Origin of the sequence: Streptomyces sp. Z423-1, from assembly GCF_013009255.1 — a bacterium.
Lineage (GTDB): Bacteria > Actinomycetota > Actinomycetes > Streptomycetales > Streptomycetaceae > Streptomyces > Streptomyces gossypiisoli.
In genome coordinates, this window is the sequence record NZ_CP053109.1 from 6450525 (window position 1) to 6475644 (window position 25120).

22 protein-coding genes are annotated in these 25120 nt (G+C 73.9%); 5 read left to right on the forward strand and 17 right to left on the reverse strand.

All coding sequences use genetic code 11. From position 1 onward, the window contains the following. Window positions 1–37: 37 nt before the first annotated feature. A complete protein-coding gene (locus HJD23_RS28945) occupies window positions 38–388 on the forward strand; it encodes an STAS domain-containing protein (protein ID WP_240980841.1) in 351 nt (116 codons plus the stop codon). Beyond that, window positions 385–1302, forward strand: a complete 918-nt coding sequence (locus tag HJD23_RS28950; protein ID WP_171112241.1) for a sensor histidine kinase — start codon at window positions 385–387, stop codon at window positions 1300–1302. The genes HJD23_RS28945 and HJD23_RS28950 overlap by 4 nt, the downstream gene beginning before the upstream one ends. A 26-nt stretch (window positions 1303–1328) precedes the next feature. On the opposite strand, the gene HJD23_RS28955 is transcribed toward HJD23_RS28950, so the two are convergent. The 4 genes from HJD23_RS28955 to HJD23_RS28970 form a co-directional block, all read right to left on the reverse strand. Further along, complete coding sequence (locus HJD23_RS28955; protein WP_171112240.1) at window positions 1329–2366, reverse strand: rod shape-determining protein; 1038 nt, start codon at window positions 2364–2366, stop codon at window positions 1329–1331. Between the two features lie 291 nt (window positions 2367–2657). Further along, on the reverse strand, window positions 2658–3974 hold the full coding sequence (locus HJD23_RS28960; RefSeq protein ID WP_171112239.1) for a carboxyl transferase domain-containing protein: 1317 nt from the start codon (window positions 3972–3974) through the stop codon (window positions 2658–2660). After that, the gene (locus HJD23_RS28965) at window positions 3967–5427 is read right to left on the reverse strand and encodes an acyl-CoA synthetase (RefSeq protein ID WP_171112238.1); all 1461 of its coding nucleotides are present in this window, start codon (window positions 5425–5427) and stop codon (window positions 3967–3969) included. Before HJD23_RS28965 ends, HJD23_RS28960 begins: the two co-directional genes overlap by 8 nt. Window positions 5428–5470: 43 nt before the next feature. Then, window positions 5471–6550: a MerR family transcriptional regulator gene (locus HJD23_RS28970; RefSeq protein WP_171112237.1), complete on the reverse strand. Its 1080-nt coding sequence runs from the start codon at window positions 6548–6550 to the stop codon at window positions 5471–5473. 110 nt (window positions 6551–6660) lie between these two features. On the opposite strand from HJD23_RS28970, the gene HJD23_RS28975 reads away from it, so the two are divergent. Then, complete coding sequence (locus HJD23_RS28975) at window positions 6661–7533, forward strand: hypothetical protein (RefSeq protein WP_171112236.1); 873 nt, start codon at window positions 6661–6663, stop codon at window positions 7531–7533. 90 nt (window positions 7534–7623) lie between these two features. Here the strand turns inward: HJD23_RS28975 and HJD23_RS28980 are convergent, their stop codons facing one another. The 9 genes from HJD23_RS28980 to HJD23_RS29020 form a co-directional block, all read right to left on the reverse strand. Beyond that, entirely contained in the window at window positions 7624–8238 is a 615-nt protein-coding gene (locus tag HJD23_RS28980; protein WP_171112235.1) for a hypothetical protein, read from the reverse strand. Continuing rightward, window positions 8201–9025, reverse strand: coding sequence for an FkbM family methyltransferase (locus HJD23_RS28985; RefSeq protein ID WP_171112234.1), 825 nt, complete (start codon window positions 9023–9025; stop codon window positions 8201–8203). Before HJD23_RS28985 ends, HJD23_RS28980 begins: the two co-directional genes overlap by 38 nt. 301 nt (window positions 9026–9326) lie before the next feature. After that, window positions 9327–9566 carry a Trm112 family protein gene (locus tag HJD23_RS28990; protein ID WP_171112233.1) on the reverse strand — a complete coding sequence of 80 codons (240 nt, stop codon included), beginning with the start codon at window positions 9564–9566 and terminating at the stop codon, window positions 9327–9329. Further along, a complete protein-coding gene (locus HJD23_RS28995; RefSeq protein WP_171118550.1) occupies window positions 9563–10468 on the reverse strand; it encodes a hypothetical protein in 906 nt (301 codons plus the stop codon). Before HJD23_RS28995 ends, HJD23_RS28990 begins: the two co-directional genes overlap by 4 nt. A 15-nt stretch (window positions 10469–10483) precedes the next feature. Further along, window positions 10484–11215, reverse strand: coding sequence for a class I SAM-dependent methyltransferase (locus HJD23_RS29000; RefSeq protein WP_171112232.1), 732 nt, complete (start codon window positions 11213–11215; stop codon window positions 10484–10486). After that, window positions 11212–12495, reverse strand: a complete 1284-nt coding sequence (locus tag HJD23_RS29005; RefSeq protein WP_171112231.1) for a condensation protein — start codon at window positions 12493–12495, stop codon at window positions 11212–11214. Before HJD23_RS29005 ends, HJD23_RS29000 begins: the two co-directional genes overlap by 4 nt. Then, window positions 12492–16784, reverse strand: a complete 4293-nt coding sequence (locus HJD23_RS29010; RefSeq protein WP_171112230.1) for a DUF3367 domain-containing protein — start codon at window positions 16782–16784, stop codon at window positions 12492–12494. Before HJD23_RS29010 ends, HJD23_RS29005 begins: the two co-directional genes overlap by 4 nt. Beyond that, the gene (locus HJD23_RS29015; protein ID WP_171112229.1) at window positions 16781–17602 is read right to left on the reverse strand and encodes a class I SAM-dependent methyltransferase; all 822 of its coding nucleotides are present in this window, start codon (window positions 17600–17602) and stop codon (window positions 16781–16783) included. Before HJD23_RS29015 ends, HJD23_RS29010 begins: the two co-directional genes overlap by 4 nt. A 5-nt stretch (window positions 17603–17607) precedes the next feature. Further along, window positions 17608–18759, reverse strand: a complete 1152-nt coding sequence (locus HJD23_RS29020; RefSeq protein WP_171112228.1) for a glycosyltransferase family 4 protein — start codon at window positions 18757–18759, stop codon at window positions 17608–17610. A gap of 309 nt (window positions 18760–19068) precedes the next feature. On the opposite strand from HJD23_RS29020, the gene HJD23_RS29025 reads away from it, so the two are divergent. Beyond that, window positions 19069–19221 carry a hypothetical protein gene (locus tag HJD23_RS29025; RefSeq protein ID WP_171112227.1) on the forward strand — a complete coding sequence of 51 codons (153 nt, stop codon included), beginning with the start codon at window positions 19069–19071 and terminating at the stop codon, window positions 19219–19221. Window positions 19222–19224: 3 nt separating this feature from the next. Continuing rightward, window positions 19225–20511 carry a helix-turn-helix domain-containing protein gene (locus HJD23_RS29030; RefSeq protein WP_171112226.1) on the forward strand — a complete coding sequence of 429 codons (1287 nt, stop codon included), beginning with the start codon at window positions 19225–19227 and terminating at the stop codon, window positions 20509–20511. Window positions 20512–20763: 252 nt separating this feature from the next. Here HJD23_RS29030 and HJD23_RS44765 read toward each other — a convergent pair whose 3' ends face one another. The 4 genes from HJD23_RS44765 to HJD23_RS29050 all read right to left on the reverse strand — a co-directional run bounded on the left by HJD23_RS44765 (window position 20764) and on the right by HJD23_RS29050 (window position 25092). Then, entirely contained in the window at window positions 20764–21879 is a 1116-nt protein-coding gene (locus HJD23_RS44765; RefSeq protein WP_171112225.1) for an MBL fold metallo-hydrolase, read from the reverse strand. Between the two features lie 208 nt (window positions 21880–22087). Beyond that, complete coding sequence (locus HJD23_RS29040; RefSeq protein WP_171112224.1) at window positions 22088–23359, reverse strand: helix-turn-helix domain-containing protein; 1272 nt, start codon at window positions 23357–23359, stop codon at window positions 22088–22090. Between the two features lie 61 nt (window positions 23360–23420). Next, a complete protein-coding gene (locus HJD23_RS29045) occupies window positions 23421–24317 on the reverse strand; it encodes an ABC transporter permease (protein ID WP_171112223.1) in 897 nt (298 codons plus the stop codon). Further along, window positions 24304–25092 carry an ABC transporter ATP-binding protein gene (locus HJD23_RS29050; protein WP_171112222.1) on the reverse strand — a complete coding sequence of 263 codons (789 nt, stop codon included), beginning with the start codon at window positions 25090–25092 and terminating at the stop codon, window positions 24304–24306. The genes HJD23_RS29045 and HJD23_RS29050 overlap by 14 nt, the downstream gene beginning before the upstream one ends. Window positions 25093–25120: the final 28 nt, after the last annotated feature.

Here is a 25120-nt window from a genome sequence, read left to right on the forward strand (position 1 = left end):
GGGTAGGCGCGACGTGTCCAGGAGTATGGAGACAGCTGTGGCCATCCAGTACCGGGTTCCGTCCGGGGCCGGCGGCACGGCGGAGCTGACCGTCGCACCGCTGGCCGAGCGGTTCGGCGTACGCGCGGCCGGAGAGGTGGGGCTGGCCACCCGCGGGATCTGGGAACGCGCACTGGAGGAGGTCGTGCGGGACGGCAGGGCCGTGTGCCATCTGGAGCTGGCCGCCGTGACGTTCGTGGACGTCGCGGGCGCCGGGGTACTGGTGGACGCCGCGCGGCGGCTGCCCGCCGGCCGGCGGATCGTGGTGCACCGGCCGCCGCCCGCCCTGTGCCGGACACTTGAGTTGTTCTGGCCCGATCTGTCGGCGATCGAGGTGGCGATGTCATGAGTGCGTCCTTCGTGCACCCCGCGCTGTTCTACGCCGACGAGCACGAGTACCTCGACGGCACCGTTCCCTTCATCCGCGAGGGCCTCGCCGCCGGGGAGCCGGTGGCGGTGGCCGTGCCCGGCAAGAATCTGGCGCTGATCCGGGACGGGCTCGGCGACATCGCCGACGCGGTGCGGCTGCTGGACATGCGCGAGGCCGGACGCAACCCCGGCCGGATCATTCCCGGTGTGCTACGCGCGTTCGCCGACGCCCAGCCGGCCGGCCGCCGGGTGCGGATCATCGGCGAGCCGGTCTGGGCCGGCCGCACCCCCACCGAGTACCCGGCCTGCGCCCAGCACGAGGCCCTGATCAACGCGGCGTTCGCGGACCGCCGGGTGACCATCCTGTGCCCGTACGACGTCCGGGCCCTGGACGAGGAGGTCCTCACCGACGCCCGCGCCACCCATCCCACGGTCATCTCCTCCGGCCGGGAGCAGGGCAGTTCGGCGTACGACTGGGAAGGCGTCGTCAGCCGCTACAACGAGCCGCTGCCCGCCGTACCGGACGCGCTGTCCGTCACCTTCGCCGCCGACTCGCTGCCGACGGCCCGGCACACCGCCACCCGGGAGGCGGCGCGCTTCGGGCTGGCCGGTACGCGACTGGAGGACCTGGCGCTGGTCGCCGCCGAGCTGAGCACCAACAGCGTGGTGCACGGCGGCGGTTCGGGCGTGCTGCGGGTGTGGGCCGAGGGCGGGTACGTGGTGTGCGAGGTCCGTGACACGGGCCGTCTGGCGGACCCGCTGGCGGGCCGCCGCCCCGCCGCCCGGGACCAGCGCGGGGGCCGGGGGCTGCTGCTGGTGAACCTGGTCGCCGACCTCGTACGCGTGCACACCGGCGAGGAGGGGACGACGATCCGCTGCTGGTTCGCCCGCTGAGCAGGTCCCGGGGCCGGTCGGTGTGCTCAGGGCGTCAGCGGGTCCAGATCCAGTGGTGCGACCCGGCCCTCCAGCATGGTGCCGAGGCCCTGCACGGCGCACACGTCGGGCCGTTCGGCGATGTGCACCGGCATGCCGGTGGCCTCCCGCAGCATCTGGTCGAACCCGGGGAGCAGAGCGCTGCCGCCGACCATCATGATCCCCCGGTCGGCGAGGTCGGCCACCAGGTCCGGCGGGCAGTCCCGCAGCACCTTGCCGATACCGTCCAGCACGGCGGTCAGCGGCGTCTGGATGGCATCGCGCACGGCGGCGGTGGCGACCCGCACGCTGCGGGGGAGGCCGGTGGCGACATCGCGCCCGTGGATCTCCGTGGAGGACGGTCCGTGCGGGGTGAGCCCGTTGCCGGACAGGGCGAGCTGCAGCGGTCGTACCGACTGACTCGGCAGCATCAGCTCGTGCTCGTGCCGCAGATGCTGCACGATCGCGTGGTCCACGGCCTCACCGCCGACCGGAATCCGCTCGGCGGTCACGATCGAGCCGAGGGAGAGCACCGCGACCTGCGTGGCGGCCGCCCCGCACACCAGGACCATGGTCGCCTCCGGCTGCTCCACCGGCAGCCCGCAGCCGACGGCGGCGGCGATGAGCGTGTCGACCAGCTCGACCCGCCGCGCCCCGAGCCCGACGAGGGTCTCGATGGTCGCGCGCTGGGCGAGGGGATCGGCGTCGTGCGGCGTACAGGCGGCGGCGCGCAGCCGGGGCTTGCGGCGCAGCGTACGGCGGATCTTGTCGCCGAGCAGATGGCGCAGCATCCGCTGGGCCATCTCGATGTCGACCACCGTGCCGCCGGACACCGGCCGGACGACCCGGATGTAGTGCGGTGTGCGTCCCGTCATCTTCTCGGCGAGCTCACCGACCGCGATCAGCGCCCCGGTACGGGTGTTCATGGCGGCCACCGACGGCTGGTCCACGACGAGCCCCGTGCCCTTGACGTACACCCGTGTCCGCGCCGCCCCCAGGTCGACGGCGAAATGGCAGCGCCGCAGCTGCTCCAGACTGGCGGTCATGGCGGATCCTCCCGAGCACATGGACCGAGGTGCCGCCGGGCGGCGGGCCTCATTGGCATCGTGCGGGGGCCCGGGTGGGGGGCGCCTTCTGGAGGGGGCCGGGCGGGGCTCGGCCGTATGGGTGGTCCTGCGGTGCGCCGGGCCCGGCAGGCTTGACGTGACTGCTCAGAGCCGACTCCGGGCGATCCCCGCCGGCCGTCGACCTGGAACCTGCTGACGCACAGTGTGTGGCACGCGGACGGCGCCGCCTCCCTGGGACGGGGAGGCGGCGCCGTCGTGTTTCGCCGACCGTCAGGGCCGGGCTATCCCCAGGTCCGTCAAGTCCTGCGGACGGACGCGTAGTTGGTCGGCCGTCGACTCCACCTCCTCCGGCGGTCGTTTGAGGATCGCGGCGGCGAGCTCCGGGGCTATCACGGAGAAGTAGCTGTCCGGGGTGGCCCACGTGGTGCCCGGGGCGGCCAGGGCGAGCGCGCCGCCGGAGCCGCCCTCGCCGATCACCAGCGTCGTGATCGGGGTGCGGGCCGCGGCCACCGCGTCGAACAGGTCGGCGATCGCCGCGCCCACCCCCTGCCGCTCCGCCTCCGCGTCGTTCGCGGCGCCCGGGGTGTCCACCAGGGTCAGCACCGGGATGCCGAGCCGGTCCGCGAGGCGGATCAGCCGGGCGGCGGTGCGGTAACCGGCCGGACGGGTCGCCGTCCCGGTCTGGGCGGCGTACGCGACCGTACGGCCCTCATGGTCGCCGAAGCCGCACAGCATCCCGTCGTCGGTGCCGCCGCACCGGTCGCCGCTGATCGCCACCCGGTGGGCGAAGTAGGCGTCCAGGTAGCTCCGCGCGCGCGGGCGTCGCGGCGAGCGGGCGCGCTGGACGGCGGCCCAGCCGGAGGCGGGCAGGCCGGTCGCCCCGAGCGGGTGCGGGGGCGGTGCCGGTTCGGTGGACGGGGCGCTGAGCAGCCGGAGCCATCGCCCCAGCGTCGGCCGCAGTTCCTCCGGGCGTACGACCGCGTCGGCGGCGCCCGCCGCGACCTGGGCCTCCGCCGTGTACGCCGCCGGGTCCGCGTCCGCCGGGCGGACCCGGGAGCCCGCGAAGCCGACCTGGGCGCCGGGCAGCGCGAGGATCACGTCGGCGCCCGCGCCGAGGGTGGCCCAGCCGCCGCCCGTGGTGGGGTCCCGCAGCACGGCGAGCTGGGGCAGCCCGGCCTCGCGGGTGAGCGCCGACTGGCGGGCCACCCGCTGGAGCTGGGTCAGCGCGACCATGCCCTCCTGCATCCGGCTGCCGCCGGTGGCGATCAGCGCGACGACCGGCAGCCGGTGGTCGCGGGCGTGGGTGTGCGCCGCCTCCAGACGGTCGCCGGTGCGTTCGCCGAGCGAGCCGCCGAGGAAGCCGAACTCGAAGGCGATGAGCACGGCCGGGGTGCCCTCGATGCGGGCGGTGCCGCAGACGACGGACTCGTCCTCGCCGGTGCGGTCGGCGGCGCGGGCGCGCAAGGCGTCGTAACCGTCCCAGGCGAGGGGGCCGTCGGGCTCGGACTGCCGGGGTGGTGGGGGGAGTTCGGTGAAGTCGTCGGTGACGAGGGCGATGGCCGCGCGGGCGGAGGGTCGCTCAGGCATGCAGCGCCCGCTTCATGATCTTCCCCATGTCGTTGCGGGGCAGGGCGTCGAGGTGGTGGACGACCCGCGGCCGCTTGTGCGGGGCCAGACGGCGGGCCACGTGCTCGGCCAACTCGTCGACGCCCGGCGGGGAGTGCGGATCCGTCGGCACGATCCAGGCGACGATCCGCTCCCCGAGGTCGAGGTCCGGCTCACCGGTGACGGCGGCCTCGCGCACCCCGGGGTGTTCCAGGAGCGCGTTCTCGATCTCACCGGCGCCGATCTTGTAGCCGCCGCTCTTGATCAGGTCGGTGGCCTTGCGGCCGACGATCCGGACAGAGCCGTCGGGGTCGCGCACCGCCATGTCGCCGGTGCGGAACCAGCCGTCGGCGGTGAAGGCGGCGGCGGTGGCGTCGGGCCGGTTGAGGTACTCGGTGAACAGATGGGGCCCGCGCACCTGGATCTCGCCGACGCTCTCGCCGTCGTACGCCTCGATGGGCGTCCCGTCGTCCTCCACCAGCCGCAGCTCCACGCCGGGCAGCGGAACGCCGACGGTGCCGGGGCGGGCCTCGCCGTCGGCGCGGACGCTGGTGTTCATCAGCGTCTCGGTCATGCCGTACCGCTCGATGACCCGGCGGCCGGTGGCGGACGCGATCCGTTCGTGGTCGTGCACGGGGAGCGCGGCCGAGCCGGAGACCAGCAGCCGCGCCCCGGCCAGCGCCTTGACCAGCTCGGGGTCGGTGGGGAGGGCCTCGGCGATGCGGTGGTACATCGTCGGGACGCCGAAGAGCACGGTCGCGCCCGCGCTCAGCTCCCGGGCGACACCCTCGGGGCTGAACCGGCCGAGGTGACGGACGGATCCGCCGCGCCTCAGCGGGCCCAGGATGCCCAGGACCAGCCCGTGCACATGGAACAGCGGCAGCCCGTGCACCAGCACGTCGTCGCCGGTCCACTGCCAGGCGTCGGCGAGCGCGTCGAGGGTCGCGGCGATCGCGCGGCGCGGGATGACGGCGCCCTTGGGCGGGCCGGTGGTGCCGGAGGTGTAGACGATCAGGGCGGGGGTGGCGTCGTCGGAGTGGTCCGCTTCGTCTGCCGGGACCGGGCAGGTCGCGTGGACGTCGACGTCGATGCGCGGCAAACCGGCGAGCGGGGCGGGGAGTTCGGTGCCGGGGGCGGTGAGTACGGCGTCCGGGGCGCTGTCGGTGAGGATGTGCCCGAGTTCCTTCTCGCCGGACTTCGGGTTGAGCGGGACGGCGGCCACTCCGGCGGCCAGGGCGCCGACGGTGGCGACGGCGGTCTCCAGGGTCGGGGTCGCCCAGACGGCGATCCTGGTGGCCGTACGGATCCGGTCGGCCACGGACGCCGCAGCGGCGGCGAGTTCCGTGTAGGTCATGGCCCGGTCGCCGAAGCGCAGCGCGGGCCGGTCGCCGACGTCGCCGACGCCGCCGGTCAGGGCCGGGAAGAGAGAGGACACGCGTCGTACTCCTTGGTCGTCGTCACCTGTTGCCACCACGATTTCAGCCGACGCCCGGCACCTCCACCACGTCCGCCACCACACCACTGACGTTGTCCGGACCGCCGGCGTCGATCGCGGCGGCGACCAGGGCGCGGACGGCCTCCTCGGGGGACGGCTCCGCGCTCAGCAGGGCGCGTATCCGGGCGTCGGGGACCACGGCGGAGAGGCCGTCGGAGCAGAGGAGGTAGCGGTCGCCGGGGCGGGCGTCGTGCAGGCGCAGGTCCGGGGTCGCGGGGGCGGTGCCGGTGACGGAGTTGACGAGGAGGGCCCGCTGGGGATGGCTGGTGGCCTCCTCGGGAGTCAGGCGGCCCTCGTCGATCAGGGACTGGACGACGGTGTGGTCGTGGGTGATGCGGAACAGGCCGCCGTCCCGCAGCAGATACGCCCGGGAGTCGCCGATGTGGACCAGCGCGAGGCTCGACCCCGTCCACAGCATGGCCGTGAGGGTGCTGCCGGCCGCCTCCTCGTCCGCCGAGACGTCGCGTACCGCCAGAGCGGCGTCCTGCACCGCGGCCTCCAGCAGGTTCAGGACGTCGCCCGCCGGGATGTCCGCCCTCCGCTCCAGGGTCTTCAGGGTCTCCACGACGGCCGTGCTCGCCGGGCCGCCCGCCGGACCGTAGCCGTCGGCCACGGCGAGCAGGCGGTCGCCCGCGTACGCCGTGTCCTGGTTGGCGGGCCGGACCAGGCCCCGGTCGGAGTGGGCGGCGTAGCGCAGTCGCAGTGTGGTCATGGTGGGGTCCCTTCGCGGTGGTGCCGTCAGATGGGCGATGAGGAAACCGGCGAGGTCCCGGCGCTCGGCCGTCTCCGCCTCCACCCGCGCCCAGTACGCGCGGATCTCGCGGGCGGCGTCCGGCGGCGGCAGGGCGCACACCTCGCGGATACGGGCGAGGGGCATGCCCAGGCGGCGCAGCCAGGCCACCAGGCGGGCGCGTTCCAACTGGCCTGCCGCGTAGTAGCGGTAGCCGGTGTCGGGGTCGACCCGGGCCGGGCGCAGCAGGTCCAGCTCGTCGTACAGGCGCAGGGCCTTCGGGGTGAGCCGGGACGCCTTGGCGAAGGCGCCGATCGTCAGCAGGTGATCCAACGCAACACTCCTCCGGTTCCGTGCACCGATACTGGGGCTTGACCGAAGGTGAAGGTCAATGTGAGTGCGAAGACGTCGTGTGGGGACGTCCTACGAGGATGGAGAGCGCCGTGACCCGTATAGCCCTCGTCACCTGTCGTCCCGGGCCCGAGGTCAGTGTCGACCGGGATCTGCCGGTGCTGGTGGAGGCGTTGAGGGGGGCCGGGGCCGACGCGGTGGCCGTGGAGTGGGATCGGGCCGGGGTCGACTGGGGTGGGTTCGATCTTGCCGTGATCCGGTCGACCTGGGACTACAGCTGGCGGGCGGCCGAGTTCGTCGGGTGGGCCGAGGCCTGCGGGAAGGCCACGCGGCTGGCCAATCCGGCGGACGTGGTGCGGTGGAACGTCGACAAGCGGTATCTGGGGGAGCTGGCGGCGGCCGGGGTGCCGGTGGTGCCGACCCGGTATGTGGCGCCGGGCGAGGCGGTCGAGCTGCCCGGAGACCGGGAGTACGTCGTCAAGCCGACCTCGGGCGCGGGCGCGCGGTTCGCCGCCCGGTACACGCCCGACCAGCACGACATCGCCGTACGGCACCTTTCGCGGATGCACGCCGAGGGTTTCACCGCGATCGTGCAGCCGTACGTCACGGGCATCGACGTGGCCGGGGAGCGGGCGTTGCAGTTCTTCGGCGGCCGGTTGCTGCACGCCAGCCGGAAGGGGGCCGTGCTGGCGCGGGGGACGGCGTACGACGAGCGCAAGGTCGCCCATCCCGGGTTGGAGGTCTGGCAGCCGACGTCCGCGGAACTGGCCGTCGCCGAACGGGCGTTGGCCGCCGTGCCCGGTGCTCCCGAGCTGCTGTACGCGCGCGTCGATCTGGTCGACGGGGAGGACGGGGAGCCGCGGGTGATGGAACTGGAGCTGGTCGAGCCGAATCTGTTTCTGTCGTTGCACCGCGCTTCTGTGGCGGGGGTTGTGGAGGCGGTGCTGGGGGCTGCTCGGGGGTGATCGGGTGAGCCCGGGGTGGGCGTGCCGGTCGGTGGGGGCGGGGCGGGCGTGCCGAAGAGCGACCGGTACGCCCGCCCCGCCCCGCCGAGGTCACAGGATCCGGCGGCCGCCGATCATCGTGCGTTGTAGCAGGCCCCACGTGAACTCCGCGACCACCTCGTGGCGTTGGCCGTCGACGTCGGGGGCGGTGAAGGCGAGGCCCCAGCGGCTGGGGGCCGTGCCCTCCAGGGGGCGGGCGGGGGCGAAGGCGCGGGCCGCGTCGTCGACCGTGCAGGACCAGGGGTAGAGGTCCTCGACCGTGAGCAGCTCGGCGGGCTTGGCGTCGGGTGCGCGGACCAGCCACTCGTTCCAGACCGCGCCGCCCGGGGCGAGCAGCACCTCGAAGCGCAGGTCGGGCCAGAGGATGACCGGCCACTGCCAGGCCTCGCAGTCCAGGTCGCCGATGCGGCGGGAGGTCGTCCACTCGGGTGCGCCGAGGATCGCCCGGTGCCTGCTCTGGGCGGCGCGGACGCGCGGTGAGCGGAGCAGCATCTGCCAGCGCCGGTTCGCCTCCTGCATCCGCGTGACGGAGACGCCCAGTTCGCGGCGGGCGTCCTCGACCAGGTCGGGATTGTGGTCGGCCATGCGGCGCAGCAGGACCACCTGGAACTCGACGGGGCTGAAGGGGCTAGTGGGGTTCTCTGCGGAGGACGGCATGCGAACCATCGTCGCCCATTCGGCCCCTTCCCGGGCGCCGTCCGTCCGGAAGGAACAACACCGAGTTGACGTATCGGGTCCGGTCGTGTAGAGGGAGCACCCGCCGTAGCAGTCCGTGTGACGCGACGTGCGAAGTGGCTGCCTGGTGGGCCTCCAGGGGGAAGTCGGCGAGGGGGATCCAGTGGTCGCCCGGGAGTACCCAGCCGTCATATCCGAGCATCGCCAAATACGCCAGGACGGGCGAGATGGGTTGGATACGGGACTCCAGTTCGACGAACAGAGCAGGGCGGTCGCGGGTCAGCAGAGCCGTCCCGCCGCGCAGGACCGCCAGCTCGCTGCCGTCCACGTCGATCTTGATGAAGCCGACGTCCCGCAGGTTCAGATCGTCCAGCGCGACGCAGCGCACGTCCACCGCGTGGGCGTGGATGTCCCTCCGGACGAGGGACGACACGCCCCGGTTGCCGGTGCCGTCGGGCGGCAGCCAGAGGCGGGCCCGGCCGGGGCTGTCCGCGGCGGCGGCCTGGATCACCCGGACGTTGGACGGCGCGGTGGCGGCGAGCAGCCGGGCCAGGTGCGGGACCGGTTCGATGGTCACCACCCGGCGGGCGTGGCCGGACAGGCGGCGGGTCCAGGGGCCGTACCAGCCGCCGATGTCCACCGCCGTGCCGCAGCCGGGCGGGCACAGCTCGGCGATCCTCGCCAGCTCCGGTTCGAAGCGGGGGTAGACCGCACGGGCGGTCGCCGCGACGAGGCGGGCCGGGAGGAAGGGGGCGAGGCGGGCGGCGAGTGTGGTCATGGGGCCATCCGTTTCCGGTGCACGAGGCTTCGGGCCGGGGGTCCGGGGTTCGAGGGGCCGGGGTTCGGGGGTTCGGTGGTCCGGGGTTCGGTGGTCCGGGGGTTCGGGGGTCCGGGGTTCCGGGGGTCCGGTGGTCCGGGGTTCCGGGGTTCGGGGTTCGGGGTCCGGGGATTCGGAGGTTCGGTGGTCCGAGGGTCCGAGGGTCCGAGGGTCCGGGGTCGGCCGTCAGGGGGTCCGAGGGTCCGAGACCGACCGTCACGGGGTCCGGGGGTTCCGAGGCCGGCCGTCCGGGGGCCACTGGTCATGTGGCCATGCGTTTGAGGAGTTCCTCGTGCTCGTCCTCGGAGACCTGTTCGCCGGAGGACGGCAGGAGTTGCGGGATGCCGTCGACGATCGGGTAGCGGCGGCGCAGGCGCGGGTTGTACAGCGCATCGGCCGACGTCACGGACTCGTCCGGCGGCACCAGGTGCAGCGGGCCCTTGTCGAGGGGGCAGGCGAGAATCCTCAGCAGCTGGTCGTCGGCACTCGGGGAGGGGCTCATGGTGGGGTCAACTCCTTGGCGGGAGTGCGGGGTTGGGGAGCGGGGTCGTGCTTCGGCATGGTCAGCAGCACGGTGACCGCCAGCGCCGTGCCCGCCAGCCGCAGGGCGAGCCGCAGCGGATCGTCCGGCAGCGCCTCGCCGAACGACAGCGTGCCGAGCACCGCCGTGTACAGGCAGGTCACCGTCGTGCACACGGGCACGATCAGGGACGCCCGGCAGCGTTGCAGCGCCGCCTGCGACATCACCAGGCCGAACGCGCCGGTGAACAGCAGCAGGTACGGATACGGGGAGCGCAGCACGCCGAGCAGCGCGCCCCCGATGTCACTGGTCGTCCAGTAGCCGGAGACGCCCTTGATGGCGAGCGAACTCACCCCGTAGAGCAGGCCCACCGCCACCCCGTACTCGACGCCCGTCGTCGGCATCCGGTGCCGGCGCAGGGCGCGGCGCTCGGCGGCGCGGTACAGCCACACGCCGCACGCGAGCGACGGCACGCACAGCAGCAGCACCAGCGGGTAGGGGGCGCCGTGGCTGACGGTGTCCGTGCCCTCGTCCAGGGAGAGCACGACCATCAGCAGCGCGCCGAGGATCGCGGCGAGGGCGTACCGCTCACGCCCGGTGGTCTCCTCGCCCAGCAGCCGCGCGGACAGCAGGACGAGCAGGACCAGCCCGGAGACGAAGATGCCCTGCGCGGCGGCGATCGGCAGGGTGCGGTACACGATGAGCTGGGCGGCGAAACCGGCCGCGAGGGCGAGTGAACCGCCGATCCACAGCGGGCTGCCGAGCACCAGGCGCAGCAGCCGGCCCGGGCGGCGGACGGTGACCTCGGGCAGTGCGGCCAGCGCCCGCTTCTCCAGCACGAACCCGCCGCTGTACAGGACGTTCGCGAGCAGGGCCGCGGCCACTCCCCACCACACGGCCTACGTCCTTCGCGCGTGCAGCAGCAGGATCGAGGCCAGGGCCGGCCGGGCGCAGGCGAGGCGGTCCAGGGCCCGCAGCGGGCGCGGTACGCCGTGGAAGGGGGCCCCTTCCAGCCGTACGACCTCGAAACCGGCCGCCGCGACGAACTCCCGCAGCGCGCGGGCCGTGTACAGCCGCAGATGCCCCACGACCTCCCGGCCGGGGCGGCCGTGGATCGCGCGCAGGCTCACCTCGGAGAAGACGGGCTGGACTCCGGCGAGGAGGAGGGCGCGGTTGTACCAGGCGGCGAGGTTGGGGGTGGAGAGCATCAGGTGACCGCCCGGGCGCAGGACGCGGCGGATCTCGTCGAGGGCCGCGTCGGGGTCGACCAGGTGCTCGATGACCTCGCTGAACAGGACGGCGTCGGCGGCGGCGGTGCGGAACGGCAGGCCCCCGCCGGTGAGTTCGCCGCGGATCGCGTGCGCGAGGCGGGGGCGGGCGCGGGTGAGGGCGTCCTGGGACCAGTCGACGCCGATGATGCGGTGCCCGGGGAGGAGCGGGGCGGCGGTGGCGGCGGCGGTGCCGTCGCCGCAGCCGATGTCGAGGACGATGCTCGGGGTGCCGGTGCTTGCGCCGAGGGCGGTGGCGAGCATGCGGGCCTGGCGGAGGCTGCGGGGGGTGCCGGAGGCGACCGGGACGGCGGGGTTCTCGTAGAAGTCGCGGAGGCCCCCAGGGGGTGCGGTGAGGGTCATCGCGTCACCTCCGTCGTGTGCAGATAGTGCTCGAACAGGTCCCGTAGGTGGGCGCCGTCGCCGGGGCCGAGCAGGGTGCGGGACCAGCGCAGGGCCAGGTGGAGGCGGCCCGCGGTGGAGGCGGTGGTGACCGTCAGGCCGCGGGGCATGCGGGCGGGGGCCGAGAACCAGACCGCGTGCGCGCGGCCCGCCTCCTCGCCGAAGTCCAGGGGGTACGGGATGCGGCCGATGTTGCTGAGCAGCGTGGTGGACGTCCAGGGGGCGGCGGCCCGGCGGAGGGCGCGGGTGAGGGCGGCGCGCCAGGGGACAGGGAGGACCGGGGCGGTCAGGAGGGCGGCGCCGTGGCCGAGTTGGGGGCGGGGCAGGGACTTCAGGGCGCGGGTACGGCGTGCCGTACGGCGCAGCAGGGCCGGCATGTCGTGCGTGGTCAACTCGTCCGGCGCGAAGGGGACTTCCACCAGGCGGGTGCCGTTGCCGATCGGCATCGTCGTGTCGCGGGGGCGGTCGTCGACGGGCATGGTGATGCGGAGGGGGCGGGGACGGGCGCCGTGTTCGCGGTTCCAGTGGGCGAGGGTGAGGGCGGTGGTGACCATCAGCTGGTCGTTGACCGTGTAGGGGGCGCCTTTGGGGCGGTGGGGGAGGGGGAGGTCGGCGACGAGCATGCCGTTGCCGGCAGAGGGGTCGGGGGTGCCGGGGGCTACTCGGGCCGGTGGGGTCCAGTTGGAGGGGGCGGCCTCGGTGGGGGCTTCGGCCTCGGCCGTACGCAGGGGCGGGGCTGCTGGGGAGTTGTCCTTGCCGCCGTAGATCTCCGCGGCGGTGGCGAGAACACGGAGGCAGGCCGGGCCGTCGAGGGCGGTGTGGTTGATGGTGAGGAAGAGGACTGCGCCGTTGGCAGTCCTGACCACTTCCAACCGGATCGGCGGAGACAGTGCCAGCGGGGGCGCCTCCGTCAGGGCCCTCGTCCTCGCGTCTCTCAGGGCGTCCCTCCCCGGCGCCGGGAACGTCACCACCTCCACGTCCGGTTCCTCCGTCAGTTCCCACTCGTAGCGGCGGCGGTACCACGGGCCCGGGGCCTCGCGCATCAGGATGCGGGGGTGGCGCCGCAGCGCCTCCGTGAAGGCCTTGCGGAGGCGCGGTGGGTCCAGAGGGCCCGGGAGGTGGACCTCGATGTGGACCGTTTCCGGTTCCTCGTCCTGGAGGCAGTGGCGGGCCACCTCGTCCACGACCGGGAACGGGATCCGTACCGCCGGGCGGTGCGTCGCGTCGTCCAGTGTGGTCATCGGATGTCGTCGCCTCCCTTGGGTTCCGGGCTGCCCGGACCGCGTGCCGAGACGGGCGGCCCCGCCTCCGCACGCGGGAACGGGTCCTGCACCGCCCTCCTCCGGCGGGGCAGGGTCGGCGTCGGGGCCGCATCCGGCGCCACCGGCGGCAGTACCGCCGTGGTCCCCTCAGCGCGCCGCTCCCGTACGCTCACCAGCGCCGCGAACAGGCCGATCAGCGCCAGCAGTTGGGCCGTGTGCGAGAACGCGCCGCCGCCGTCCCCGGCCGGCTCACCCGCCCCCGTCGCCGCCACCACGCCCGCTCCCGCCAGCGCCACGAACGCGACCGGCACCAGCAGCGCGTGCCGCCGGTACGCCAGCACCGCCAGCACCGGCACCAGCAGCGCGAACCACCCGGCGATCACCACGCCGACCAGCGTCAGCGCCACCGTGCCCAGCCACAGGCCCGGCGTCGGAGGCACCGGCTGCGGCGCGTCGGGGTTGGGTGCGCGCCGCCGCCACAGCACCAGGCCCACCAGCCCGGCCAGTCCCACCCCGCTGCCGATCAGCCCGGCCTCGTACGTCGTCGACGGCTCGTACGACAGCTTGATCGTGCCGCCCGCCCCCGCCGGGATCCGCCAGCCCTGCTGCCAGCCGTCCAGCCGGACCGGCGTGAGTTCCTCGCCGTTCAGCGTGGCTTTCCAGCCGTCGTTGAAGTTCTCGTACGTCGTCAGGTACGAGGCCGCGCCCGAACCGGCCGTCACCTCTCGGCGGTCGCCCAGCCAGTCCCGTATCCGAAGGTCACGACCGGTGGACACCGGCTCCGTCACCGTGCCGCGCGTCAGCGTCACGTCCGTCACGACCAGCGGCCCGGCGTCGCCCGCCTCGACCCGGTGCGCCCCCTCGGACAGTTCCACACCGTCCGACGGGCACAGCGACACCGCCACCGGCCGGCGTTCCGTCAGGTCCCGCACCGTGCCCTTCACACTCGTCCGGTACAGCTCCCCGTCCACCGCGAGCACTGGTCCCTCACCGCACGGCAGCGAGAACGCCCGGTCGGGACGGGGCTGCGGGGTGCGGTAGCTGTCGAGAGCCGGGAGGTAGGCCTCGGTGAGGCCCACCGGCAGTTGCAGGTCCTCGTCGACGGCCGGGTTGTACAGGGTGAGCGGGGCCGTCTCGGTGATCGTGATGTCCAGGCGGTCCGTCGTGATCGCCGGGAAGCGCGCCCAGCCGTTCTCGTCCACGCCCGCGCTCGCCGCGCCGTCGGGGGAGCTGATGTGCACCTCGGTGGGGCGGGTGGACAGGCCGCCCGCCGCCGCCAGCACCAGCTCGCTCACCGGCTGCCTGCCCTCCCAGCGCAGATGGATCGTGGGCCGGTCGCCCGCGATCCACGCCGTGGTCAGGTCGCCGTCGGTGAGGTTGCGCGCGGACAGGCCCGCGCCGAGCCGGGCGGTGGAGTCGGCGGTGGCGGTGATGCGGCTGCGCTGGTCGGGCGCGATCTCGTAGAGCAGCCGGTCCAGTTCCTCGCCCGGCACCGGCACCGCGCTCGCCTTCACCTCGTACGTGCCCGTCCCGGTCGTCGTGAAGCGGCGGTGCAGGCCCGCCTCGGTGCCGGTGGGGGAGATGCCGGTGGGGTCGGCCGGGCGGTGCAGGGAGACGATCTCCGAAGCCGCCGACGAGACGTCCGTCGGCAGCCGCAGCATGCGCGTCACCTGCACGTCCGGCAGCTGGATCTCGGCGAAGCCCGCCCCGGTCAGCCCGGACTTGCGGGCCACCGAGTCGACGATCGTCAGCTTCATCCAACCCGTCGCGCCCGCCGGGGCCTTGACGCTCTGCGTCATACCGTTCGGCTGAAGGAAGCTGGTCACCGCCCCCCGCTCCGTCTCCACCCGCACCCGTGTCGGCGCCGCCCGCACACTCTCCTGTGGCAACGGCGTCACCTCGAACGAGGACGGCATGTCGTACTCACCGCCACCGTCACCGGTCCCCTCGCCCGCGAACTCGATCCGCAGCCACTGCCCGTTCGGCGACCCGTCCGACCCTTCCGTCCACACGGTGTCCGGGTTGCCGTCGAAGGCGTTGACCGGGTCGAACTGCGGCAGATGGAAGAACCAGCTGCCGTACGAGGACGCCGTCACCGACCGCGCCCCGCGCAACTCGGCCACCGTCTGATGGTCGAGACCGGTCACCGGCAGGATCTGGTGCGGTGGCTCACCGGCGTCCTGGTGGGCGTCGGGCGCGTTCCGCTCGTCCCGGGTGTACGTGTACGAGGTGTTGGCGTTGACGAGCCCGAACCGCGTGTCCGCGCGGCGCAGCCCGTCGCCGGTCACCTGGAGCTGCGGGGAGCCGAGCCCCGGGTGGTGGTCACCGGCCAGCACGGTCGCCCGGCCGCGCAGCTCGGTGGCGAGCGGCAGCAGGGACTCGGGGCCACCGGAGACGACGGCCGTGTCGGCGATCGGGTACAACCTCGCCTGCCCCGGCCGTGGCACGTCCGCACCGCCCGGCCGGTAGATCTCCACCGCCCGCTGCCGCGGGTAGAGGCCCTCGACCTGGAGCGGGGTGTCGTCCGCGATCCGGCCGCCCGTCATGATCGGGCCGAGCCCGGTCACCCGCTGGTAGCCGGACTGCTCCAGCGTGCGCTTGACGGTCGTGGTCGGGACGGCGCCGATCTGGTCGGGGTCGAGGTCGTTGCGTACGACGACGTAGTGGATGCCCGCTCGGCTCAAGTAGTCGGCCAGGCCCGGGACTTCGGCGCCGGTCAGCAGGGCCTGCTCCACCGCGTCCATCGCGCGCCGGTTGCCGGGCGTGCCGAACGGGACGTAGTCGCGCTGGGCCCAGCGGGACTCGGCGAGGACGTCGAGGGGCTGGTCGATGGGGGAGCCCCAGGTGTAGATGCCGTGCGCGGTGGCCGGGACGACGAGGGCGCGCGAGTCGGGGGAGTACTTCTCCAGCCAGTCGGCGGTGGCCTGCCAGTACTTGGGCAGTTCCTGGAAGGAACCCGGGTTGAGGATCGACCCGTTGACGTACGGCCACACCAGCCCCGGCAGCACCAGCACCGCCGCGACCAGCGGGGCGTACCGGCGGCCGCGTACCCTCCGGGCGCCGCGCGGTTCCGCGGCCACGGCGACCAGGTGGGCGAGGCCCAGGACCAGGGCGAGCGCCAGGCCCGTCTGGAACTTGTAGATGTTCCGGAACGGTGCCAGCCAGCCGTTCAGCCAGTCCTGCGCGGTCTCGTGGAAGGGCGCCCCGAACGCGCCGCCGTACCCGGCGAGCAGGACCAGCCCGGTCACGAGCACAGTGAGCACCAGCCACCGCCGCTCCGGCATGTCCCGCCGCGCCAGCCCGGCCAGCCCCAGCCCGGCGGCGACCGCCGAGCACAGGATCACGACCACCGAGGACACCACCGTCCACCCGGCCGGCAGCCACGCCTCACCGAAGTGCAGATACGCCACCCAGTTCCCGGCGCCGCGCAGCGCCTCGGTGGCCGACATGGTGGCCGTGGTCGTGTGGGAACTCTCGATGTACGGCAGGAAGTTCTCCCCGTACACGCCCAGCAACAGCAGCGGAATCCACCACCAGGCGGTCGCCACGATCACGCCCGGCACCCACCACGCGATCAGCTTCCGCTGCCGGGGACCGGGCGGGCGGGACAGCAGATACAGGCCCACCGGGAGCAGGGACGCCAGCGTCGAGGCCGCGTTCACCCCGCCCATGAACGGGATGATCAGCGCCGACCGCAGCGCGGCCACACGGGCGCTGCACCGCTCGTCGGTCAGCGGCAGCAGCACCCACGGCAGGAACGCGCCGGGCAGCGCGGCGGCCGACGTCGAGCCGACGACGATCGTGAACACCGGCCACAGCGCGTACGCCACCGCCGCGAGCAGCCGGGAGGCGCCACTGCCGATCCGCAGCCGCTCCGCCAGCCGCAGCGCGCCCCAGAAGGCGACGGAGACGACGAGAGACATCCACAGACGCTCCGCCAGCCACACCGGCAGGTCGACCGACCGGCACAGCCAGTGGAAGGGCAGCATCGGCCACAGATAGCCGACGTACTGGTCCTGGATGCCGCCGAAGCCGCCCCGGTCGTGCCACAACTGGCCGAGGTCTGCGAGGAATTGGCCGGGGTCGACCGTGACGCCCAGCTTGGTGTCGAAGGTCTGCCGGCCCGGCCGCACCACCAGGAACAGCACGAGGACCACGGCCCAGAACCCCAGCAGCCAGCGCCGCGACCGCGGGCCCTCCGGGGGGCCCGCGGTGGTCGCGGTGGTGGGGACGGCTGCCGGGGGAGGGGCCTGGACCGTGGTCGTCATGGGGGACACCGCCGGAGGATGAGGAGGAGATTCCAGGTGGCCACCTCGCGGATGCCGGGCGCCTTGACGACGGCCTCCGGGAGGAACGGCCAGTAGCGGGAGCGCGCCGTGACGAGCGTGACGTCGTCACGGGCGCGGACCTGCCGCAGGGTGGGGCCGATGTGCACGGCGAAGAGGTTCTCGCCGAGGGTGTGCTTGGCGGGCTTTCCGGTACGGCGCCGGTAGCGGGCGCGGGCCCGTTCGGCGCCGAAGTAGTGCCACGGGGCCCACTCGTGCCCGCCCCACGGCGACAGCCAGTTGGTGAACGACACGTAGATCAGCCCGCCGGGCCGGGTCACGCGCGCCAGCTCACTGAGAAACGTCTGCGGGTCGGCCACGTGCTCCAGCACGTTGGACGAGAAGGTGACGTCGGCGACCCCGTCGGACAGCGGCAGCAGATAGCCGTCGGCGATCACCGCGCCGTCGAGCGGCTTCTCACCGAGCTCGCGCACGTCGGGCTCGAACAGGTAGGCGTGCGCACCGCGCCGCCGAAACTCCTCGGTGAAGTGCCCACTGCCTCCACCGACGTCGACGACGACGCGCCCGGCGACGGGACCGTCGTAGGCCTCGACTTGGTCGACGGAGTCGCGGGCGAGGAGTGTGTAGCAGGCGTCCGGGGCGTGCTGTTCCTGGCGGAATGCCTGGAAGAGGGCGAGGGAGCGGCGGAACGACGGATCCTTGTGGTGCCGGTGAGCTGACGCCGTATAGGGGCGCGGGGAACTGCGCGACCAGCCACCACGAACCCGCAGCCGCCGAACGACCTCACCAGCACGGCGCATGGGCGTCACGGCACCCAGCCCCTCACCGCCTCGGAGGCAACCGCACGGAACTGCCTCACGGTCCGGTCCCAGCGATACCCCGCCGCCCGATCCCGCGCAGCCTTCCCCATCAGCTCCCGCCGACGCCCGGACAACGCAAGCGTGCACCAGGCCGCCGCAAAGGAAGACTCACCCGCGGCCAGCAACCCGGTCTCACCATCGACCACGGAATCCCTGAGCCCAGGCACATCAAAGGCAACGGTCGGCGTCTCACGGGCGGCAGCCTCCGTCACCACCAGCCCCCAGCCCTCCACCGCCGACGGATGCAGCAATAGCCACGCCGCACACAGCAACCGGTGCTTCTCGGCCTCGGAAACATGCCCGGTGAACTCGACTCCCCGCCCAGCCAGCGCAGCGAGCCGCTCACGTTCCGGCCCGTCGCCCACGATCACCAGTCGGCCACCGGTGACCGGCCGGACCCGTTCCCACAGCCGCAGCAGCAGGTCGATGCGCTTGTACTCGACGAGCCGGCCGACCGCCACGAACAGCGGCTCGGCGGAGCGGTCGGCGCGCGGGCCGGGTTCCTCGACGCCGTTGTGGACGACCCGGATGCGTTCGCGTTCCACGCCGAGCGCGCGCAGCGCATGGGCGGTGGAGGGGGAGACGGCGACCAGCAGACCGCGGGACTGCACCCCGGTCAGCGCCCAGTGTTCGAGTCTTCGGCCGATGCGGGCGGCGGGCGCGAGCGGCCCGCCGAACCGCATCCGCCACAGGTCGGAGTGGACGTGGTTGACCAGGCAGAGGGTGGGGCCGCGATGCCACAGGGGGGCGAGGTAGGGCATGCCGTTGCACACCTCGACCAGCAGATCGCAGTCGCCGACCTGGCGGGCGAAGGCCGAGCGGGCGCGCAGATAGTGGCCGTAGGGGCCGCCCGCCGAGACGACCCGGTAGTCGCGGAAGGCCGCGGGGCCGCCGCACAGCAGGGTGACCTGGTGGCCGAGGCGGGTCAGGCCCTCTGCCAGCCGGTCGACGAGCAGCTCGGAGCCGCCGGCGGCCGGGTTGCCGAGGTCCCGGTGGGCGAGGAAAACGATTCGGCGCGGGGTCGGGGGAAGCGCCGAGGGGTGCTGCTGCGGCCGGGGGAGCGCGGTGCGCAGCGGCGGCGGCACGTGCTGGGGCATGGGTGCTCCAACTCGTCTCGGGGTGCGGTACTCGATGTGGGGGAAGGGGGTACCTCTTGAGCCGGGGCTGTGGACAGGCTGTGCTCGGGGTGGGGTTGGACAGTTTTCGCCCACGCGTTCGTCACGGCTACTCACCGGCATGACAATTTCGGCGCTTGTTGTACCTGACGTCACGTCACAACGTGAGCGTCGGTCCGATTCCGGCCCTTGACGGCACTCGGACACACGTCGACACTGGGCCGACGGGCAGGGCGGGCATGCCGGGGTGGGGACGACCTCCGGACTCTGGACGAGAGAGGCTGACCCTGCATGTCCAGACTGATCGCCGCCACCGTGACCGTCGTGGTCGCGGCCGCCCTCGCCGTGGGCGCCGCGCTCGGCATCGTCGCGCTGCTCGAAGCCACCCCCGAGCAGCCCAACAGCCCACTGATCACCTACGAACAAGCAGGTCAGGGGGGCTGACCGGTGACTGCCCGCCCGGCCACCGTCACCCCGGCCGCCCGCACCGGCACGGCCGGTACGCCCCGTTCCGCCTGGCACGACGTGCCCCGGCTCCAGGTGCGCCGGTTCGCGGCGATCGCCATGGCCGAGGCGCCCGAGCTGGCCGAGGAGATCCTGCGCGAGATCCGCCGCGAGTACCCGCAGCTGCCGCTCGTGCTCGACGAGAACGGCGAGCCGATGGCGCTGGTCGGCATCCGGCGTGCCATCGAGGTGTTCGTGCAGCACCTGGAGCACGCCGACTACTCGACGGGCCGCCCCACCGTGCCGCCCGGCGTCTTCCAGGACTTCGGCCGCGGCGAGGGCTACAACGGCCGCACCCTCGACTCCCTCCAGGCCATCTACCGGATGGGGGTACGACTGGCCTGGCGCCGTTTCGCCGACATCGGCCAGCGCGTGCAGATCCCGCCGCCCGCGATGTACGAGCTGGTCGACGCGGGCTACGAGTACCTCGACGGCCTGGTCGACCAGTCCGTACGCGGCTACGCCGAGGCCGCCGCCCGCCAGGCCGGGGAACGGCTGCGTCTGCAACGCCGCCTCATGGAGCTGCTGCTCACCGAACGCCACCGCGGCGACCCCGCCGACGCCCTCGCCGAACGCGCCGCCCGGATCGGCTGGCAGCTGCCCGAGAAGGTCGCCGTCGGGGTGCTGCTGCGCCCGGCGCGGGAGGCGGTCGCGCCGGCGGTCGGGCAGGGGGTGCTGCTCGACCTGGAGTACGAGCAGCCCCGCATGGTCGTGCCCGAGCCGGACGCCGCCGGCCGGGGCGAACTGCTGCAACGGGCGCTCGGTGGCTGGGCGGGCGCGATCGGGCCGCCGGTGCCGCTGGCCGACGCCGCGAAGTCGCTGCGCTGGGCCGAAGCCGCCGTACGCCTGATGGAGCGGCGGCTGCTGCCCGCCGGGGAGGTGCTGTTCTGCACCGAGCACACCGAGGCGCTGGTGCTGCTCCAGCCCGAGGAACTCCTCGACGACCTGGCGCTGCGCTGCCTCGCCCCGCTCACGCACTGCGGGCCCGCCCACGCCCGGCGGCTCGCGGAGACGCTGCTGGCCTGGCTGGAGACGCGAGGCGGGGCGCCGGAGGTGGCGGCGCGGCTCGGTGTGCATCCTCAGACCGTCCGGTACCGGTTACGACAGATACGGGAGCTGTGGGGCGACGAGATCGACAACCCCGACCGCCGCTTCGAACTGGAACTGGTCCTGCGCGCCCAGCGCCTGCGCGGCGAAATCGGCCGGGGCGGCGGCAACGACAGGCGTTAGCCCCGGCGGGGGTGGCGTGAACGGTCGGCGTTCGTCCGGGCGGGGGGGCGTGAACGGTGGGCGTTGATCCCGCCGGGGGCGGCGTGGACGGTGGGCGTCAACCGGGGCGGCCGGGCGCGTGGCAGACGTAATCCCGCGGGGGGTGGCGTGAACGGTCGGCGTTCGTTCGGGCGGGGGGGCGTGAACGGTCGGCGCTCGTCCCGGCGGGCGGTGGCGTGGACGGCAGGGCCCAGTCCCGGCGGGCGGCAGGCGCTAATTTCGGCGGGCGGTGGCGGTGCCGAGCGGCAGGTGGGTGAGGTCGTGGCCGACGAGCACGCGTCCGGAGTAGCCCCGGCTCGCCTTGGCGTGCCATGTGGCGTCCGGGACGATGTTGGTGGCGCCGGGGACGAGGTGGCTCAGGACCAGCGTGGGTACGCCGGCGCGTTCGGCGAGCGGGCCGACCCGGGTGGCGTCGGTGTGGCTGATCTCCATGTGCCGCTGCTGGGCCGGATTCAGCCCGCCCAGGGCGAGGGTGTCCAGGTCCATGACCTCGTGCACCAGGATGTCCGCGCCGCGCGCCAGCCGGGCCACGTTTCCGCAGGGCGCGGTGTCGCCGCTGAACACGACCGACCCGTCGGCGGTGTCGAAGCGGTAGGCGAAGGACGGGTAGACCGGCGGGTGCTCCACCAGCACCGCCGTGACCCGCACCCGCTCGTCCCGCATCACCTCGAACGGCTCCATCGGCGGCGCCATCAGCTTCCGCGGCCCGGCGCCCTTCGGCGGGCGGAACCGGATGTCGTGCGGCACGATCAGCTCCCGGATGTCCGGCCAGCCCTCGCTGCGCATCCGGACGTTGATGTCGTAGGCCGTCGCGGCGAGGTGACCGGCGATCAGGTCCTTGGTGCCGGGGGCGGGTTCGGACGGGCACACGGTACGGACGCGGCGCCCGGCGGGGTGGACGGCGGGGAGCGTCCCGGCGGAACCGGGGCCGTAGACGTGCACGGGCCCGCCCAGCGGCTGGAAACCGCCGAACCGCAGCCACAGCAGCGGGTACAGGTCCGACAGATGGTCCGAGTGCAGATGCGTGACGAACACCGCAGTGAGCTGCTCGGCCGTCAGCCAGGCCTCCGCGTACCGGCCGAACGTGCCCGGCCCGCAGTCCACGAGGTAGACCCGCCCGTCGACGACCAGCGCGGAGGCGATCCCGGCCCGGCCGTGCATGGGGACGGGGCCGCCGCTGGTGCCGAGCAGCACGAGCCGGGTGCCCTGGTGCGGTACGGCGACCGCCGGGGTGGGGCGCAGGGGGAGCGCGGCGACCGCGCCGGCACCGGAGGCGACGGCGGCGGTACGCAGGAGGGTGCGGCGAGTGGGCGCGGGGAAGGTGGGCATGGCGGATCCCGGGATGCTGAGGGGGCGGTGTACGGGGCTGCGGGTACGCGCTGTGGAAGCGATGTCGGGTGCTGTTGTCCTCCCGTTGCCCCACCGGGCCCCGGGAGTTCGACCTCGTCAAGCAGTCAACGACCGCAAGGCCCTCCGGGCTTTGGTACGGCGTCCCAAACTCCGCCGGATATTTGGGACACGGGCCTCATGCGGCCCGCTACCCCGGCCCCAGCAACCGCACGATCTCCAGCGCCATCCGCAGCTCCAGCGCGTCCTGCTCCAACGGCCGCCCCAGCAGCTCCACCGCCCGCCGCACCCGGTACGTCACCGTGTTCCGCGCCACGAACAGCCGCTCGGCCGCCCCCTGCGGGCTGCGCCCCTCCGCCAGATACACCCGCAGCGTCTCCCGCAGCTCCCGCACCCGCGGATCGTCGGCGCCCAGCCCCCCGAGCACCCGCGCCGCAAACCACCGGGCGTGCTCCGCATCGGCGGTGAGCAGGGCCGCCGTACTCACGTCGGCGTAGTCGCACAGCCAGCCGGTGTGGCCGAAGTGGGACACCCGCTGTGACTCGCGGGCGCCGCGGTGACTGCGCCGGAAGCCCTCCACGCCGTACCCCACCGGTCCCAGAGCGGCCAACAGCGGATGGCGCTCGGGGACCAGTCCTGGCAGCCGGGTCAGTGCCTTCCTCGGGGGCTCGGTCGGCCAGCTCGCCCACGCCCACAGCTCCGCGCTGCCCGCCGCCACGCTCAGCAGACTCTCCGCCCCGGCCGCCCGGCTCAGCTCCCCGGCCAGCGCCCGCAGTTCCTCCACGGACGTGTCGGGCGAACCGGACGTGACGATGAACGCCACGTGATGGCGGGCCAGTTCGTAGCCGAGCGTGCGGAGCGCGACCGCCCCGCCGACCAGCCGCCCGGCCAGCAGGTCGTCCACGATCCGGCGGCGTGCCGCCTCCCGGCCGCGTCGCCAGCGGTCCCGTTCGGCGACGTACTCCTCGGCGAGCCGGCTGGCCTGCACGTCGGCGTAGACGAACAGCAGCTCGCTGACCCGGTGGCTCTCCTGGATCCGGACGTCGTCCGGCTCCTTGTCCAGCGCCTCCATCAGCCGCCCGTGCAGATACGCGTGCCCGAGCCGCACTCCGCGCAGCACCCGCTCCAACGGGACGTTGCGGCGGGCCAGTTCGGCGTTGCTCGCCATCGCCTCGGGCACCACCAGCGAGCCCTTCGGCTCCGGTTCGGTGAGCAGCCCGCGCAGCGCCTGCAGCACCGTCGCCTCCACCGCCCGGTGGAACGGCGGGTAGGCGCCGGGTCCGCCGTGCTCGGGCACGTGCCGCACGATGTGCGCCGCCATGTCCCGGGCGACCTCGACGGCCCAGCCGACCGGCCCCGGCCCCAGCGGGCCGCGCGCCGCGGCCAGGGTCTCGGGCGAGCACACCGGCTCCGGCGCCGCCGCCGAGGGCGCCAGCCGCAACAGCCACGACGACCCGCTCACCCGGCCAGTACAGCAGACACGGCCCGCCCCGGCGCCCCCCTGGGCCGACCCCGCCGCCCCCTCACCGGGCCCCCGCAAGCCCCCGGGACCGCAGCACCCGCCGCTCCAGCGGAGCGAACAGCAGCAGGTCCACCGCGATGCCCACGACGAGGATCTCCCCGATGGTGGCCAGCACCAGCGCCATGTCCTGGTAGGAGCGGGCGTTCTCCAGCAGCTGCCCGAGGCCGAGCCCCAACTCCGGGGAGCTGGCGATCAGTTCGGCCGCCATCAGCGACCGCCAGGCGAACGCCCAGCCCTGTTTGAGCCCGGTCAGGTAGCCGGGCAGCGCGGCCGGCAGCAGCACGTACCGCACCCGGGCGGCCCCGGTGGCGCCGAGCACCCGGCCGGCCCGCAGATACAGCGGCGGCACCTGGTCGACCCCGGCCAGCAGCCCGTTCGCGACGGACGGCACGGCGCCGAGCAGGATCACGGCGTAGATGGTGGCGTCGGTCAGCCCGAACCACACCACCGCGGCCGGCACCCACGCCACCGACGGTAGCGACTGCAACCCGGACAGCACCGGCCCGACGGCGACCCGCAGCGGCCGTACCGCACTGAGCAGCAGGCCCAGCGCGGTCCCGAGGAGCACGGCCGCGGCGAAACCGAGCGCGCCGCGCTCCATGCTGGTCCACACCGTCGAGAACAGCGTCCCCTCGTACCACTGGTCGGACAGCGCCCGCCCCACGTCGGCGGGGGACGGCAGCAGATAGTCCGGCTTGAGCTCGGCCTCGTACGCGGCCTGCCAGGCGAGCAGGACGAGGACGACCGCCACCGCGGGCGGCAGCAGCCGCTGTCGCAGCAGCCGTCCGACGGGCCTCCGGGCGGACCCGGCGGGTGCGCTGTCCAGCGCGTCCAGGCCCGCCTCGACGGCCGCCGTCTCCCGCACCTGGCGGGGCGCGACCGTCTCACCGGCGGCCATGGCGGCGTATCTCCTCCCGTAACGCGTCGGTGACCCGGGCCGTCAGGGCGGCCTCCGGGGTGCCGGTGGCGGCCCACTCGCGGGCGATCCGGCCCGGCCGGGAGGACAGCAGCACGACCCGCTGCCCGAGCCGCACCGCCTCACGGACGTTGTGGGTGACGAACAGGACGGTGAGGTTGTTCTCGGCCCAGATCCGGGTGAGTTCCTCGTGCAGCACATCGCGGGTGATGGCGTCGAGCGCGGCGAACGGCTCGTCCATCAGCAGCACGTCGGCGTCCTGCGCGAGCGCGCGGGCCAGGGCGACCCGCTGGCGCATCCCGCCGGACAGCTCGTGGATCCGCTTGCCGTACGCGTCCTTCAGCCGGACCAGGTCGAGCAGCCGCCGCGCCCGTTCGGGCCGTTCGCGCCGGGGCACCCCGCGCAGCCGCAGGGCGAGTTCGACGTTCCGCCCGGCGGTGAGCCAGGGGAACAGGGCGTGGTCCTGGAACATCAGCGCCGGCCGCCGACCGCCGGGCACGTCGATGGCGCCCGTGGACGGCCGGTCCAGGTCCGCGACCAGGTTGAGCAGCGTGGACTTGCCGCAGCCGGAGGCGCCCAGCACACAGACGAACTCGCCGCGGCCGACGGTCAGCCCGATGTCGTCGAGGACCGTCTGGCGGCGCCCGGCGGTGTCGAACCACTTGGAGACGTGGGTGAGGCGTACGGCGGGACGCTCCGCCTCGGCCACGAGGACGGGGCGGGCCGGTGCGCCGGCCCGCAGCACCGTTTCTGACATGGGATCAAATCCTTTGGGTCAGCCTTTG

Coding starts and splice junctions, on each gene's coding strand:
- HJD23_RS28960 (WP_171112239.1), bottom strand. CDS start 3,974: ATGCCTGAGCGACCCTCCGCCCGCGCGGCCATCGCCCTCGTCACCGAC.
- HJD23_RS29010 (WP_171112230.1), bottom strand. CDS start 16,784: ATGACGACCACGGTCCAGGCCCCTCCCCCGGCAGCCGTCCCCACCACC.
- HJD23_RS29015 (WP_171112229.1), bottom strand. CDS start 17,602: ATGCGCCGTGCTGGTGAGGTCGTTCGGCGGCTGCGGGTTCGTGGTGGC.
- HJD23_RS29005 (WP_171112231.1), bottom strand. CDS start 12,495: ATGACCACACTGGACGACGCGACGCACCGCCCGGCGGTACGGATCCCG.
- HJD23_RS28950 (WP_171112241.1), top strand. CDS start 385: ATGAGTGCGTCCTTCGTGCACCCCGCGCTGTTCTACGCCGACGAGCAC.
- HJD23_RS28990 (WP_171112233.1), bottom strand. CDS start 9,566: ATGAGCCCCTCCCCGAGTGCCGACGACCAGCTGCTGAGGATTCTCGCC.
- HJD23_RS28955 (WP_171112240.1), bottom strand. CDS start 2,366: ATGACCGCCAGTCTGGAGCAGCTGCGGCGCTGCCATTTCGCCGTCGAC.
- HJD23_RS28980 (WP_171112235.1), bottom strand. CDS start 8,238: ATGGTTCGCATGCCGTCCTCCGCAGAGAACCCCACTAGCCCCTTCAGC.
- HJD23_RS29025 (WP_171112227.1), top strand. CDS start 19,069: ATGTCCAGACTGATCGCCGCCACCGTGACCGTCGTGGTCGCGGCCGCC.
- HJD23_RS29045 (WP_171112223.1), bottom strand. CDS start 24,317: ATGGCCGCCGGTGAGACGGTCGCGCCCCGCCAGGTGCGGGAGACGGCG.
- HJD23_RS29020 (WP_171112228.1), bottom strand. CDS start 18,759: ATGCCCCAGCACGTGCCGCCGCCGCTGCGCACCGCGCTCCCCCGGCCG.
- HJD23_RS28985 (WP_171112234.1), bottom strand. CDS start 9,025: ATGACCACACTCGCCGCCCGCCTCGCCCCCTTCCTCCCGGCCCGCCTC.
- HJD23_RS29000 (WP_171112232.1), bottom strand. CDS start 11,215: ATGACCCTCACCGCACCCCCTGGGGGCCTCCGCGACTTCTACGAGAAC.
- HJD23_RS44765 (WP_171112225.1), bottom strand. CDS start 21,879: ATGCCCACCTTCCCCGCGCCCACTCGCCGCACCCTCCTGCGTACCGCC.
- HJD23_RS29050 (WP_171112222.1), bottom strand. CDS start 25,092: ATGTCAGAAACGGTGCTGCGGGCCGGCGCACCGGCCCGCCCCGTCCTC.